The 12,705-nt window shown below is 53.4% G+C and carries 19 protein-coding genes and 6 tRNA genes (1 of these 25 only partly in view); 2 read left to right on the top strand and 23 right to left on the bottom strand.

Features of this window, described 5'->3' with window-relative positions; translation table 11 throughout:
• Positions 1 to 132 precede the first annotated feature (132 nt).
• Positions 133 to 738 carry a hypothetical protein gene (locus V5G20_RS18005; protein WP_338461640.1) on the bottom strand — a complete coding sequence of 202 codons (606 nt, stop codon included), beginning with the start codon at positions 736 to 738 and terminating at the stop codon, positions 133 to 135.
• Between the two features lie 175 nt (positions 739 to 913).
• On the opposite strand from V5G20_RS18005, the gene V5G20_RS27145 reads away from it, so the two are divergent.
• On the top strand, positions 914 to 1,114 hold the full coding sequence (locus V5G20_RS27145) for a helix-turn-helix domain-containing protein (protein ID WP_422387978.1): 201 nt from the start codon (positions 914 to 916) through the stop codon (positions 1,112 to 1,114).
• Positions 1,115 to 1,218: 104 nt separating this feature from the next.
• Positions 1,219 to 1,383, top strand: coding sequence for a hypothetical protein (locus V5G20_RS18010; protein ID WP_338463483.1), 165 nt, complete (start codon positions 1,219 to 1,221; stop codon positions 1,381 to 1,383).
• Between the two features lie 101 nt (positions 1,384 to 1,484).
• Here V5G20_RS18010 and V5G20_RS18015 read toward each other — a convergent pair whose 3' ends face one another.
• From V5G20_RS18015 to V5G20_RS18120, 22 genes are all read right to left on the bottom strand, one after another.
• Positions 1,485 to 2,465 carry a toprim domain-containing protein gene (locus tag V5G20_RS18015; protein ID WP_338461642.1) on the bottom strand — a complete coding sequence of 327 codons (981 nt, stop codon included), beginning with the start codon at positions 2,463 to 2,465 and terminating at the stop codon, positions 1,485 to 1,487.
• Entirely contained in the window at positions 2,449 to 2,736 is a 288-nt protein-coding gene (locus tag V5G20_RS18020; protein WP_338461644.1) for a hypothetical protein, read from the bottom strand. The genes V5G20_RS18015 and V5G20_RS18020 overlap by 17 nt, the downstream gene beginning before the upstream one ends.
• A 65-nt stretch (positions 2,737 to 2,801) precedes the next feature.
• A complete protein-coding gene (locus tag V5G20_RS18025) occupies positions 2,802 to 4,151 on the bottom strand; it encodes a DNA helicase (protein WP_338461646.1) in 1,350 nt (449 codons plus the stop codon).
• A gap of 252 nt (positions 4,152 to 4,403) precedes the next feature.
• A complete protein-coding gene (locus V5G20_RS18030; RefSeq protein WP_338461649.1) occupies positions 4,404 to 4,619 on the bottom strand; it encodes a hypothetical protein in 216 nt (71 codons plus the stop codon).
• A gap of 197 nt (positions 4,620 to 4,816) precedes the next feature.
• Positions 4,817 to 5,596, bottom strand: coding sequence for an ATP-binding protein (locus V5G20_RS18035; protein WP_422387979.1), 780 nt, complete (start codon positions 5,594 to 5,596; stop codon positions 4,817 to 4,819).
• 292 nt (positions 5,597 to 5,888) lie between these two features.
• Entirely contained in the window at positions 5,889 to 6,041 is a 153-nt protein-coding gene (locus V5G20_RS18040; RefSeq protein WP_161785235.1) for a hypothetical protein, read from the bottom strand.
• A gap of 82 nt (positions 6,042 to 6,123) precedes the next feature.
• Positions 6,124 to 6,537, bottom strand: a complete 414-nt coding sequence (locus V5G20_RS18045) for a hypothetical protein (RefSeq protein WP_338461652.1) — start codon at positions 6,535 to 6,537, stop codon at positions 6,124 to 6,126.
• A complete protein-coding gene (locus V5G20_RS18050; RefSeq protein WP_338461654.1) occupies positions 6,515 to 6,868 on the bottom strand; it encodes a hypothetical protein in 354 nt (117 codons plus the stop codon). The genes V5G20_RS18045 and V5G20_RS18050 overlap by 23 nt, the downstream gene beginning before the upstream one ends.
• Positions 6,843 to 7,286: a hypothetical protein gene (locus V5G20_RS18055; RefSeq protein WP_338461656.1), complete on the bottom strand. Its 444-nt coding sequence runs from the start codon at positions 7,284 to 7,286 to the stop codon at positions 6,843 to 6,845. The genes V5G20_RS18050 and V5G20_RS18055 overlap by 26 nt, the downstream gene beginning before the upstream one ends.
• Entirely contained in the window at positions 7,279 to 7,629 is a 351-nt protein-coding gene (locus V5G20_RS18060; RefSeq protein WP_338461658.1) for a hypothetical protein, read from the bottom strand. The genes V5G20_RS18055 and V5G20_RS18060 overlap by 8 nt, the downstream gene beginning before the upstream one ends.
• Positions 7,626 to 7,889, bottom strand: coding sequence for a hypothetical protein (locus tag V5G20_RS18065; RefSeq protein WP_338461660.1), 264 nt, complete (start codon positions 7,887 to 7,889; stop codon positions 7,626 to 7,628). The genes V5G20_RS18060 and V5G20_RS18065 overlap by 4 nt, the downstream gene beginning before the upstream one ends.
• Complete coding sequence (locus tag V5G20_RS18070) at positions 7,825 to 8,235, bottom strand: hypothetical protein (RefSeq protein WP_338461662.1); 411 nt, start codon at positions 8,233 to 8,235, stop codon at positions 7,825 to 7,827. Before V5G20_RS18070 ends, V5G20_RS18065 begins: the two co-directional genes overlap by 65 nt.
• 582 nt (positions 8,236 to 8,817) lie before the next feature.
• Positions 8,818 to 9,477 (bottom strand): hypothetical protein, encoded by a 660-nt coding sequence (locus tag V5G20_RS18075; RefSeq protein WP_338461664.1) that lies wholly within the window; start codon positions 9,475 to 9,477, stop codon positions 8,818 to 8,820.
• 18 nt (positions 9,478 to 9,495) lie between these two features.
• Positions 9,496 to 10,245, bottom strand: a complete 750-nt coding sequence (locus tag V5G20_RS18080) for a DUF3102 domain-containing protein (protein WP_338461666.1) — start codon at positions 10,243 to 10,245, stop codon at positions 9,496 to 9,498.
• 181 nt (positions 10,246 to 10,426) lie between these two features.
• Entirely contained in the window at positions 10,427 to 10,924 is a 498-nt protein-coding gene (locus tag V5G20_RS18085) for a helix-turn-helix domain-containing protein (RefSeq protein ID WP_422387980.1), read from the bottom strand.
• A 72-nt stretch (positions 10,925 to 10,996) separates the two neighbouring features.
• Complete coding sequence (locus tag V5G20_RS18090) at positions 10,997 to 12,040, bottom strand: tyrosine-type recombinase/integrase (RefSeq protein ID WP_338461668.1); 1,044 nt, start codon at positions 12,038 to 12,040, stop codon at positions 10,997 to 10,999.
• A gap of 180 nt (positions 12,041 to 12,220) precedes the next feature.
• Positions 12,221 to 12,297, bottom strand: a tRNA-Arg gene (locus V5G20_RS18095).
• Positions 12,298 to 12,303: 6 nt separating this feature from the next.
• Positions 12,304 to 12,377, bottom strand: a tRNA-Cys gene (locus tag V5G20_RS18100).
• A gap of 4 nt (positions 12,378 to 12,381) precedes the next feature.
• A tRNA-His gene (locus tag V5G20_RS18105) sits at positions 12,382 to 12,457 on the bottom strand.
• A 22-nt stretch (positions 12,458 to 12,479) separates the two neighbouring features.
• A tRNA-Trp gene (locus V5G20_RS18110) sits at positions 12,480 to 12,553 on the bottom strand.
• A gap of 1 nt (position 12,554) precedes the next feature.
• A tRNA-Met gene (locus V5G20_RS18115) sits at positions 12,555 to 12,631 on the bottom strand.
• A 9-nt stretch (positions 12,632 to 12,640) separates the two neighbouring features.
• Positions 12,641 to 12,705 (bottom strand) — tRNA-Ser (locus V5G20_RS18120); it runs 26 nt beyond the window's last position.

Genomic DNA, 12,705 nt, shown 5'->3' on the forward strand with positions numbered 1-12,705 from the left:
GACTAGTAAGTGTGGTTATCCAATTTGGAAAAAAACGTCAACGGTTGATTATGTTTATCAACGTTGGTTATACTTATGGGTGAGGAAGGAATTACGGCACAACGCCTAAGTACCGTAATCCCAGAGCTCAATCTAGACCGCTAGGTAATCCTGTGCGTCGCCAAAACGATTGCCGTCGTAGTGGCGACCCAATGACCTTATCTTCCGGTCTACTGCATTCCGCGATAATCCTAACGCTTTGCCGAGCGAATAGAGATTTTTATGTCGCGGAAACTCTTCGATGATTGCCGTCATCGTTGAGTCTAAATGAATCTTGGCTGATTCGAGGAGGAAGTCGATGAGTGCTATCTTATCGGCTTCTTTCTTTTTACATATCTTTGCTATCACCTCTTGTTCTAAGCAATAATCTGCGGCTAGGTACTTCGCCTCTAAGGAGCTATCGTGTTCATCTTCGTAACTAGAGTTAATCGCGACCTCCCTCCGTCGACGTACGCTTCTTCGTCTAGCTAAGTCAATCCTAGCGTTCTTAAAACTAAAACTGAGAAGGTTGACGAAATCGCCGCCATTGAACCGAAGGATAACTCTCCAGAACACCTCGTTAAAGATTGAATGCTCGTCCGGCTCGTGCCTGCCTACATTCCAGGCAGCACACACCCCTTTATACAAATCTTCGAGTACTGATTCAGCCTTTGTTTCGAGGTACCTGACTGCCAAACTATTTAGTTTTTCTTTACTCACCGGAACACCGCCTTTTTTGCTGTATACTTCTTATAACGCTCGTCTTTTAAAAGTGTACATTGATTTTTGAATTTTATTTTGAAACTATTTTATTTTCTCTAGTATAATAGAAGTATATTCCAAAAATACACATCTGTGAATATGGATAACTTAATATCTACCGGAGGGATTGCGATTGATTAGTTACGATCCCCTCTTTAGGACCATTAAGCGAAAGAACTTACTTCTGATCGATCTTGTCAGAGAATGCAAGCTCGCACCTGCCACGGTTGCAAAATTTAAAAAGAACCAGAGCGTCACCATGGATACTATCGACAAGGTTTGCTGTTACCTGAATGTCCCTATCGAGGAAGTTGTGAGCATTAAGCAAAATTAATAACATGAGGTGCCCCGATGTCTTTTAAAGTCGGTAGGTGCCTACTCGCTCGAAGGTTACGGGAGGCAAAGATGACGCAACAAGAGCTTTGCGAAAAGCTCAACATGCCTCCATCGCAAGTCTCTGATTGGGCAAACGACGTAAAAAAGATGTCACTCGCAAACGCAAAGACCGTTGCACACGCACTGCAAATCCCAATAGACGACCTCTACGAATGGATTCCAGTCAAGCCATCTGAAAGAAAGCGAGTACGGCACCGAAAAGAGTAGGTTTTATTTCCTACTCACCGGCTTAATTACTCTTTAAAGAGTAATGACCGTATTTCAATTTTACCAAACATTGTTGAAGCATCCTCCCGAATAATGTCGACTTATTGCGACAAAACCGGAAACATCTTCCAAGGCTTCGCACCCTCTACGATACGCCTCACCCCCTCTACCGATTTCACCTCGTTCATGTCCTTGTATTCTCGCGGTATCTCCACGTCAAACAATTCGCAATACCCCGCCATCTTTTCGACCACCTGCGCCTTCAACCGCTCGCCAGCTTCGTCATTGTCCGTAGCGACAAGAAGCTCCTCCACCGGACTCTTCCGTAGCAACTCCGCCTTCGCATCGCTAAACGCGCTCCCACCGACAGCAACCGCTGGCACTCCGGCCGTCCATAGGTACATCGCGTCAATCTCCGCCTCCACGAGGACAAGTCGCCTGATCGCTCGCTCATAAACGATATGTAGTCCGTACACCATCTCACGGATCGGACGGCCGCCCTTTTCGTACCAGAACGTTTTTTCCGTAATTTTTCGGTACTTGACGTTGCCTAGCGTGCCATCCGCGTTGAACCACGGGATGGTTACGGCGCGCTGGCGTGGTGAAAAGCCGGTGCCGAACATCCGTTGCACCTCCTCGGATATTCCGCGAGAGGAAAGGTACGGATAATGCACGTTGTACTCGTCCAGGATGACGGCGTCCAGCGGTTTGTACGGTTCGGCTGGCGGCCGCAAGGTCAGCGATAAGTCAAGCGTAAGTTCGTCGGGATTAGCCGATAGCTCACCGCCGTAACCGTAATTGTCCCGAAGATACTCACGCGTCTCCTCTTCCGTTTCATTGCGGAGGAAAGCGAGGAGTTTGACGATGCCGCCGCGCTGGTACTCCGGATCGGACGCGCCATAATCCTGCCAGTATCCGGCCCTTGCGTTGGCTACCGGATTGTCCCGGAGCCATACATAGAACGAGGGCGTTCGGTCATAGCGGAAAGGGCTCGCGGCGACTAGCTTGTCCTCCGTCCAGGTGGCGCGGGTCCACACAAAGTCTCCGAGTAGCTCCTTAACTACATCAGACCTTGTAATCATCGAGGTTTATCTCCTCTCCCTCCCCTATGGCTCTGGCATACGCCGAGTTGCTGTCGGCCTTGTCTAAGCCCATCTCGCCCTCGATGTCGTCGATAGCGGCTTTCAGTAACGTTGACACAAGCTTAGACTTTGATAACTTTAACTTTTTCGCTATGAACTCAAGCTTTCTGTCATCAATTTCATCGACGGAGATCGAAAATCTTACTTGTTTCCCGGTCCCTTCGGCGTTTGACATCAGATGCCGAATAGTCTGCCTGACATTCGAGCCCATAAGACACCTCCTTCTGCTTGGTTCAATATTACACCACAAATGAATCACTTGCAAGCATAAATTTCCTAGAAAGTTACTGAAAACTGTTCTGCAGCTTCCGCACCCGTCTCCATCTCACGAACGATTCCGTAGTTCGGTAGATACACGAGTTCGACCGTAGTCCCCTCGCCGCCGTTCCGACCCTTCCCGATCTCGATAACGCCAAGCCCGTCTGTCGCGACCGTATCAATCCCGAGCACGTTCGTCGCGTCTTCGAGGACGGCCTTCGTCTTCTTGATCTCGGCGCGTTGTGGCGGACGTAGCTCGCGGTGTCCGTCGTCGTTCTTTTCGTCCTTCACCTCGTCAGCCTGCGTAATGACGTGGAGGACCGTTCCATACTTGCCCGCCAACCTACGCAATTTCTTCGACGTTTCCGCCGCGTCACCGCCCGTTGTTTTGCTCGTATTCGTTTCGTAGTCCATGTAGTAGAACGGATCGACCAGCACGACATCGGCACCGGTTGCAACAATGTCCGCCTCTAGGTCGCGCACCTTCCGCGAGTCAAAGTCCTGGTCGTCTACGGACCGGATGATGACTGTCCCCGGCATTTCTTCGGCCACACGCGCCAGAAACGCCTTGAATGCGTCCTCGAACTCTTCCGCAAGCTGACCGCGCAATAACGCCAGATTATCGAAGCCAGCTTTCTGAATCACGCCATCTATCTCGGCGTCACAAACGCCAAGGCGTGCGGAGATCGACGTATAGGCGCGCGCCATCCACTCATAACGCGACATTTCCATGATCCACGCGAGAACGATTGCGCCTTGGAACGCGGCTTCGATAACTTCCTCCGCTGTGATAACGGACTTGCCTCGGCCTGACCGCGCGTACCACGTATACATACTACCGGACAGGTAGCCGCCAATCTCGCGGTTAATGGTCGGAAACTTGCTCCGCCATATCTTGAACGAGCGCCCCTCTTTGCGCTTGCGGTATTCGTCGAGGAAGGCCGCCGTATCCCGTTTGATGTCCGTGCCCACCTTCGTTCGGCTGGCGGTCCCGGCTTCGATCTCACCGAGTTTCCCTCGGACCCACTCCGCGAACTCCTCCGGCTTCATGGTCGTATATTTCTCGCTGAACTCCCGGCTGGTGAAAAACGCGTGCTGCCGGTATTTGGCCGCGCCCTCCTTGACCTTCCGCGCCAGCCACTCGAACGAATCGGCCACGTCCGGCCTGTACGTAAAGCCCGCAACCTCGGCCGCGACCGTTCGATAGTCCGGGGCCTGGCCGTTCGCTTCTGCATAGTCGCGGATAAACCGGTAGGCCTGGCGCTCAGGCTCCGTGAGGAAATGGTCCTCGCGGATGTCATGGCGGATGAGGGCGGCCGGGTCGTTTACGTCGAGGACTTTCGATAGGAGCGATTCTCCGTATGCCATTCGTACTCACCTCCGTTAATGTACGTTAACAAAATGATCATACTTTACGGAACGTTTGTTCTCTTTTTTGTACAAGTACATTGTACTTCCGTTGGTACATTTTTGCAACATTCGACAAAAAATTCCGCCATTCGAACTACTTCCTCGTCAAATACCACGCGAGATAATGCCGGTCCCACAAACGTCGTGCTCTCGCTTCCATCCGCGCAGCCCTCCGCAATTGCCAGCCGTGATACCACGTCAGCAATCGCCTCATTCCGTCACACCCCCGCGAACCAGCAGAGTGTCGTACCATTCCGTCAGCTTCATTTCGCAGAAAGCGTAACGCCCTTCGCTCAATCTTCCGCGATAGAAACGATCCTCCAACGCCTTGTCGTACTCATTGATCTGCGCGTCGCAGTACGCGAACTCCTCCACTGACAATCCGCGCTTTTGTGTGCGGCCACGGGTGCGTTTCGGTTGTGTCATCGCGATTCCTCCTCAATGTATCGGTATTGGCGACCAATCCATCGGACTACCTGTTAATAGCGAAATCAATCCGCGCCAAATTAATACCGGCAATGCTATCGGATTTCCCCCAGCGTAAATAATGACGAACTCTAATACGAGTAATCCGAGCGCAAGGGTATTGAGAATTGACATTACTTGACGCATCAAAAAGCGTATCACTTCCGCATCCCCCTTTTTGATTCGCCAACAAACGGAACCACCGCGCATTGATCCCGGACCCGATCCGCCAACCGAGCGTCAAACACTTGCGCGAGCTCCTCGATCGACACGTTCGAAGTGTATACGGTCGGCAGGCGCGACGTAACCCGCGCGTTAATGATCGCGTGCAGATCGCCACGGAACGCCTCCGTCGCATCCCGTACGCCAATATCGTCGAGCACCGCGAACGGGGCCGCCTTGGCCGCATCCATCGCGCGATAGTACGATGCCGACGCTGGCTCCGCGATATGGTCCGGCACACGTGGCCGGTTGAATGCGTTAAATTGCGTCTGCCACTCGTTCACGTCGAGGAAATATACCGGTCGCTCAAGCGGACGCCTATTCCGCTGAAGGCTGCCGATATAATGCGTGATGAGATACGCGTTGGCAATCGCGGCGGCCGTCGTCGTCTTTCCCGTGCCGGGTTCGCGCGAATACAGGTATAGCGACTTGATACGGTCGGTCTGCGGCGATTCGTCGAATTGGCGTTCGAACGTCGCCACGTACGCATCCACTATCGCGTACGCCTTCGGTTGGTCGGCGCGTGCGACCGAGGATGCGACCGTGACCTGTCGGTAGTCGGCCGGGATGCTCGCGGCTGCTACGCGTCCGCCCGTTCCGCTGGCGCCGTGGACGGCGATGAAGTGCGGGCAGAGGCGGGTGCAGGCGGCCGGATCGGTGGACGAGCGGCAGGGTTCGCGTAGGATACAATGTGAAGCGTTAGTGCTTTGCGTCAAACGCGATCACCTCCGTAGAGTAATGTACATCAGAAGGGGAAAATCACACGGTCTTATCAGAGTAACTATTGTGGTTAATTATTTTTGAAGAAGTACCTATTGCAACGTCTGCAAAAATTAAAGGATGGGTACTTCACCAACTCATGTCCTTTTACAGAACAACGAAGTAAGATAAACCAATACCTTAAGAGCAGGAACGGATACAGAATAATGACCATTATTGTGAATCTCTTTCCACCAAAATCGTTCCAACCGATCATCTAACGCACCTCCCTCTTATCTGAATAACTATTTAGTAAAACTCGACTGGCGACCAATCCATCGGGACACCCAGTATCCAGCTCTTTATTGCCCTCCATATCAGGACTGGGAGGGCGATTGGATTGCCGCCAGCCTCCATGATTGCGAACATGAAGATCACCAGCGCTACCAATAGGCCTGTCATTATGTCCTCCAGTGTCTTAAAAAGAAACCTTAGCATTTCCCTCAAGGCGACCCCCTCTTATCTCCCTACACATTGCGTTCAATCACAGCCAATCGACCAATTCTTCCGCTGTCATTTCGTTTGCCGCGTTAACTTCGTATAACTTACGCTCTTCAACCCGCTTCTCCTCCGCCAGCACCTTCGGTAGCACCCGCCCCCTCATATACGCGTACATGAACGTGAAGTTCACGCCAGGATAATCGCGCGTCGGTCGGTACTCCCGGAAGCACCCGTCGACAAACCGGCGCACCACCTCCGGACCGTGCTCGGTCACCATCCGCTTTATCTCGCCTTGTTCCCGCCGCCATCCGCCGCGTCCGGGCACGTAGGGGATTCCGTAAAGCTCGCGGTGGCGGTCGCGGAGGTATTCCGTGAACGAAAGCGCGTTCCAATCGGCGATGTCCCGTTCACGCCAAGCTTTCGCGGGCGGGAGTTTAGTCCGTGGACTCTTTTGCATCCGCGATCACCCTTCCCCACGTCTTACCTCCGTCATTGGACGCTTCGTGAATCTCGTTTCCGTCAATGTCAGTCCAAATCACGTACCGCTCCTTCCGGAACATGTTCATTACGCTCGAGGCGTAAATCGCTCGTTCGCGAAGCGCCTCATTAGCTGCGCGGCGTAATCTTTCTACTTCGGATTCAAGTTCGCCCATCTTTTCGCCGACCTGCTTCAATATGGCTCCATTGCATTCAAGCGCTGTTTTCATACGAGCGTTATGGTCCTCCAGTTCCGCGATCCGCGCGTTCAGCTTCGCGATAAGTTCAGCGGTCGATTTGCGCTTGGTCATCGGTGGTCGCCTCCTTTCTCAACGCCATTTGCGCCATTTGACGCAAGGAATGCGGGGACTCCACGAAGCGAAATATCGGGCTGACCGCGAAGTATTCGAGAACCCCGCGCAACCGCTCGACTTCCGATTCGGCTTCCGCCAGCTTACGCTCGGCCGCCAGCGCCCTCACTCGAAGCGCGTCCGCTTCTCGTTCAGCTTCAAGGGCGCGCCCAATAGCGTGAGGCCATCCGGTGCGGGCTTCGGCGATGAAACGGGCATCGTGCGCCCCATCACCGAAGCTGTCCGTGGAACAAATCACGACCTGCTCCGGGATGCTGACGATATCGAGCGAGTATCGACCGTCAGGTGACGTCCGCCAAGGGCCCGCTGTAGCCGCGTTGCATATCGCTAGGTCGGCGTGCAGGTCTCGTCTACTCATTCCGCATCCCCTCCAATCGTTCATTTACGCCTTCATGAAAGTCGTACCACTCCGTGTATCCAAAGCGATACTCACCTTCGTCATTCATAACCCACACCAGTCGGCGCAGCCGCTCAATCTCCGCGAGCAATTTCGGAATGTCCTCGCGGGCGTGCGTGATGAACTCGGCGTCCACGTCATGCGCGCAGTCAGCCACGATAACTCCACCGCCCCACGACGGAACAGTTACGGCCTCAACGCACGGCCTGCGCGACTCGTCATCGTAATCGAGCGCCCACGGCCCCGGCGTCGCCCTCTCCGCACGCTCGCGGATCGCGACGAGTTCCTTTTGCGTAATCGTCATTCCAGATTCGCCTCCACCATCGACATCATTACGTCGGCCTGCAGATGTCCGATCAACTCCATCCGCTCGCCCCCATCGGCGTTCGCCCACACGGTCGCGACCGAACCGTCAGCGAGATTTACCGCGCCAATGAACGAAACCGCCCGGCCGGACGCTTCCAGTTCGGTTATGTCGCGAATACTATCGCTAATGGCACTAGCGTTGGGAAAGCGTATGATTTGCGCCATGATTCGCTGCACCTCCGTGTAGTTTCGCGGCATACTGCGCCTTTTTGGTATGGCTGAACGGCGCGCCCACTCGGATACATTCGCGGACAAATTCGGGATCATCGTCCATGTGCGGGATTCCTTGCGTGAATAGCCGCCAATGTACGAGTTCATGAAGCAGGTTGCCGAGTACGTATTCTCGCGTGAATCTCGCGTTTACCTTCCGACTCATACGAATTTCCTGCACGCGCTTGTCCGTGGTATGAGCGAAGCACGCCTCTCTTCTCCGCCAATTTACGTTAGTCAACCGGATCGTTCCCGTATAGTCAACGCCCCACCACTTGCGGCACATTTCGTTGGCGGCCGCGTACAATTCGTCTAGCGTGAGGTTACCGTCCATTTCGTTACCTCCTCGTTATCGCCGTGTAGATAGCGTTATTTGACGTTATTTTTCGGTGGCTACCGAATACCTACCTCGTATGAGAACGTGGCTAGAAACGGCCTTCCCGTTCGTCTACGAGCGTGTATTTTCGTTATAAGCTAACGCGTCGCGGGCGTCTTGGTACGTGAGCGTCCGCATCTGACTATCGCGCATGACGATGGCGTTTCCGGTGCGTCCGCGATTCTTGTACCACGTCATTACGATGTATCCGGTGTCGTCGCCTTCGAACGGGACGAATCCGATGGAGCACGGACCCATATCGTCTCTGTGCGTGTGTCTCTGTATCTCCGCAATATTGCGCAGAGCGTTCATTGTCGCGCAATTCCAGTTATCGGGCGAGAACGTTTCCCTTTCGAATGCACAGCGCGGTTCGTCGCCTGACCACGGCTTACCGCGTTCGACGCATAGTTTGCACGGCATGCTATCGTACTCCTTTCGTGTTATTTACGGCAAATGCGTAGAGAAGGCGCAGCTTAGTGGCGCGGGATAGGGTGCGCCAGGTTCCGGTGCGGATTCGCATGGTGGCGGGCTCCTTTCGGTTTAATGGGCGGCAAATGCCGGGTTCAGGCGAAGAACCACGTCTGGCTTAGATGCAGATGTCTTGTTATTTAAAAAATCTATCAGTTCCTCACCTACTCCGTCCAAAATGACAGTCATCAACTTGGTCTTATGCTTGCTTCCGAACCTCGGGTGGGACGAGTCTCGGCTTGGGTAATACTCATACTCATCTGCGAACTCTCCGTAAATCGTTCCCCAAAAAGCAGCCATCGCCTGAGAATCAAGCACATTGACCCCTCTAATTATTGCGTATTTTCGATGAAGAAGAATCAGTTTGGTGTACTGCTCTCTCCACAGATTTATTTGCTCATCTGACGGACGGCCGGGCTTTCGTTTAGGCACGACTACCTTCTTGGTCACATCGGTAATTGGTGGTGCCTGGTATTCTTCCAACTTCCTTGCTAGAGCAGTGATGATTTCCTTCATCTGCAAGTTCTCTTGTACAAGCCACTCGAATTTTTCGGACACGTAAGAAAGATGCGTTTCAACTTGCTTAGCGATCCCATTAAGAGTGTGGATTTCCGTCAGATCGCCGTTTACGAGCGCGTTCGTAATCAACATCATTTTCTCGCGGTTTTCAGGTGTGTTATCAAGGAACATTCCCAGCTTTTTTCCATTTCCTGCCGCTCTCAAGCTCAACATATCAATTCCTCCTCTGATTTAACTGACGTTTATAATTACGGGCTTTTTGCCGCGTCTTGCCGGAAGTTGCTTGGACAACGCGTCCAAGAAATCGTACATGGCGTCGACCGCCGAATCGTACTCTTTCGCGGTCAACTCGTTCATCGCCGCAAACTCCGCGTCATAATGCGTGAGATACGCGTATTTCTTGATGAAATCACGCACCGCTGCGGAGAATTCGAGCGATCTGCCGCCTATCTCCGTGCCAGCCCGTACTTCGCGGAATGGTTGCGACTGTTCCGCGATGGATTCGAGCGTATCGCGGAGGACTTGCGCCGATTCTTCCGCCCGTTGCCGCGCCTCGCGCTCGCGTTTCAACTCCGCCTTGACTTCGCGAAGCTCGCGGACGGTCATCGAGTCGACCGTTTTGGTTTCGCCAGTGGACGGGATGGTGTGCGCGGTAGAGACGAACTCGGCGCGGTCGATGTCGGGTGGGAGCGCGAGCATCTCGAAGATTTTTCCGACTCCCAAACACGCAGACGTCTGCGCATTTCCAAACTGTTCGTATGCCTGAATCATCGCCTGCGCTGTTCTCGGCACGATGTCAACTGACCGCAACCACCTTTCCCACTCACCATGCGCCAAGTCGTTCTCCTTTACATGCTTCAATCTTCTGCCGATCTCGAAGATAGCCTCGCCCGCGACTCTCTTGTAGGCGTTGATCTCAGCCGTGATTACATTTAGATCGTTGGAGAGCGCGGCCTCTTGCTTGGCTTGTACATTCATCATTACCTCCCCTTTCTCGCGTATCTTTTATCTATCGCGCGACCATATCTTTTATATGACTGACCTCGCGAACGAGTAGTGAGCGATATCTTTTATCTTGTTAAAGATTAGTTATTGTTAAAAAGATTAGTTATAGTTATTGTGACGCTCGCGCCATGCGGCACTCATCCATGTTAGATGTACGTCACGTGGCTACGCCCTCTCCGCCAAATATCGCCAGTTGGCTGATCGGAAGCACCGTATACCGCGTCGTCCGCCACCGCCCGCCCTCGTCACGCTCCTTTATCGCGCGAATCACCTCCCGGCCCTGCCACCTATACGCGAGCAGCCGCTTAATCCGCCGCCCCGCCGTCTCCCGGCTGACTCCGAGCCTGTGCGCGATCAACTCTTGCGTCGGATAGCACTCGCCGCGCTCGTCCATGAACGCCGCGATCACGCAGAGCGTCCGCCAGTTCTCGTCGCCAATGTCCGCGAGGAGTCCGGAGTGTACCGCGTCGACGTACATCTTCACGAAGATGCGCGTCTCGCGACGTCCGGTCGTGACGGAATATTCCGACTGTGTTTCGATGGATACGAGGTTATGTTCGGCGGACAAGTTATCGCCTCCCTTTTCTGCTTTTACTCTTCTTAACGCACTAATCAGAGAATTGTACAACTCTATTTGAAATATTTTCGAGCTCAATTAGGTTACCGATATGTTCGAACAATCTCGCGCACTTTTGGACAAAAAAAAAATAACGCCAGCTCAAAAGAGCTAGCGTCTTTTACCGGCGCGAAGCCGCATGATTGGTGAAAATTGTGCATGTTGCGCCCGGACATTTTCGTCATCCATTTGAATATACTTCCGCGTTGTTGATATGTCCGCGTGCCCAACGATGCGTTGTAGCGTGAACAAATCGCCTCCGTTAAGAAGGTATGTCTTGCAGAAGTAGTGACGAAAGGTGTGCGGCGAAACCCGCACCTGATCCGCGATCCCCGCCTGCTCCCCGTATCGCGTCAACCGCTTCCTGACGGTATCCCCCGTTAACGGTTCGCCATATGCCGTAATAAAGATTCGTTCCGCGTCCGGGAAGAAAGCGCGGTTCTCCGTCATGAGCTCGAAGAGTAACCGCATGACTTCGGCCGAGACCGGCACAATGCGCGGCTTGCGATTCTTGTTCATCGCGGCAGGCAAATGGATGCAGCGCGATTTCACGTCAAGATGCTCGGGCGTTAACGCAAGCGCTTCTTGTATGCGAAGGCCGGTATCCGCGAGCAGCATATAGAGCGTGCGGTCCCGGAAACCTGCGAATGTTCCCGTATCAGGAGCCGCGAGTAAAAGGCGCAACTGATCGTCGGTGAACGCTTGAATTTCGTCCTCGTCCTCTTTCGGTGGCTTCAAGTTGGCGACCGGATTAATGTCGACCATTCTCTCGCGCGCCCAAAAATTAAACATCGTCCGTAACGTTCGCAAACGGATTGCGACGGTTGTCGGCGATAGAGCTTGTCCAACGATTTCGCGCCCCTCTACTCCCTCGTATTTGGTCCGGCCATTCGCCATATAGATGTAGTATTCTCGCGCAATAGACGGCGTTATATCGCCTAGTTCCGCGTTGGGGTAATTCTCGTCGATCCACTCGCGAAAATAGCGCCAGTGGGCCTTGTAGTCGGCGAGCGTGCGCTCTCGCATGCCCTCCGCCTTCTTAACGTTGTAGAACAGTTGAAAAGCGTCATCGAGCCCGTAGGACCTGCGCTCCTGGACCGTTGTTGAACGTTGGCCGCGAATCAACTTGCGGCCTGCGCGTTTATCCGTGGACATAACAAAAAACCTCCCGTGGACTAATTTTCTAGTCCGTAGGAGGTTTACGTTCTGACGGTGTGTTATCGAACGGTTCCCGCTTTCTCCCTGTTCGCAGACCGTAGGACCGTTGACCTTTCGGAGGGCCTGACGGAACCATTCACGTCTGACAAACGTTGATATGACGGGATTTAAAACGGATGGCGTCCCAGGAGAGATTCGAACTCCCGACCGACGGCTTAGAAGGCCGTTGCTCTATCCTGCTGAGCTACTGGGACGTGATATGGAGGGAGTACCCGGATTTGAACCGGGGGTGAAGGTTTTGCAGACCCGTGCCTTACCACTTGGCTATACTCCCATATTGGGGCGATCGATGGGACTTGAACCCACGAGTGCCGGAGCCACAATCCGGTGCGTTAACCACTTCGCCACGACCGCCATGTACAAAACCAAATCCATTTGGCAGGGGCAGTAGGAATTGAACCCACACCAAAGGTTTTGGAGACCTTCGTTCTACCTTTAAACTATACCCCTATGGTAGCGGCGGAGGGGCTCGAACCCCCGACCTTTCGGGTATGAACCGAACGCTCTAGCCAGCTGAGCTACACCGCCATGCGGATATGGCGGAGAGTGAGGGATTCGAACCCTCGCTACGCTTACGCGTACTAACGGTTTAGCAAACCGTC

Source organism: Brevibacillus borstelensis, assembly GCF_036700025.1.
Lineage (GTDB): Bacteria > Bacillota > Bacilli > Brevibacillales > Brevibacillaceae > Brevibacillus > Brevibacillus borstelensis.

Coding starts and splice junctions, on each gene's coding strand:
- V5G20_RS18055 (WP_338461656.1), bottom strand. CDS start 7,286: ATGAGTAGACGAGACCTGCACGCCGACCTAGCGATATGCAACGCGGCT.
- V5G20_RS18010 (WP_338463483.1), top strand. CDS start 1,219: ATGCCTCCATCGCAAGTCTCTGATTGGGCAAACGACGTAAAAAAGATG.
- V5G20_RS18020 (WP_338461644.1), bottom strand. CDS start 2,736: ATGGGCTCGAATGTCAGGCAGACTATTCGGCATCTGATGTCAAACGCC.
- V5G20_RS18070 (WP_338461662.1), bottom strand. CDS start 8,235: ATGGACGGTAACCTCACGCTAGACGAATTGTACGCGGCCGCCAACGAA.
- V5G20_RS18030 (WP_338461649.1), bottom strand. CDS start 4,619: ATGACACAACCGAAACGCACCCGTGGCCGCACACAAAAGCGCGGATTG.
- V5G20_RS18045 (WP_338461652.1), bottom strand. CDS start 6,537: ATGCAAAAGAGTCCACGGACTAAACTCCCGCCCGCGAAAGCTTGGCGT.
- V5G20_RS18080 (WP_338461666.1), bottom strand. CDS start 10,245: ATGATGAATGTACAAGCCAAGCAAGAGGCCGCGCTCTCCAACGATCTA.
- V5G20_RS18060 (WP_338461658.1), bottom strand. CDS start 7,629: ATGACGATTACGCAAAAGGAACTCGTCGCGATCCGCGAGCGTGCGGAG.
- V5G20_RS18090 (WP_338461668.1), bottom strand. CDS start 12,040: ATGTCCACGGATAAACGCGCAGGCCGCAAGTTGATTCGCGGCCAACGT.
- V5G20_RS18015 (WP_338461642.1), bottom strand. CDS start 2,465: ATGATTACAAGGTCTGATGTAGTTAAGGAGCTACTCGGAGACTTTGTG.
- V5G20_RS18065 (WP_338461660.1), bottom strand. CDS start 7,889: ATGCCGCGAAACTACACGGAGGTGCAGCGAATCATGGCGCAAATCATA.
- V5G20_RS18050 (WP_338461654.1), bottom strand. CDS start 6,868: ATGACCAAGCGCAAATCGACCGCTGAACTTATCGCGAAGCTGAACGCG.
- V5G20_RS18075 (WP_338461664.1), bottom strand. CDS start 9,477: ATGTTGAGCTTGAGAGCGGCAGGAAATGGAAAAAAGCTGGGAATGTTC.
- V5G20_RS18040 (WP_161785235.1), bottom strand. CDS start 6,041: ATGACAGGCCTATTGGTAGCGCTGGTGATCTTCATGTTCGCAATCATG.
- V5G20_RS18025 (WP_338461646.1), bottom strand. CDS start 4,151: ATGGCATACGGAGAATCGCTCCTATCGAAAGTCCTCGACGTAAACGAC.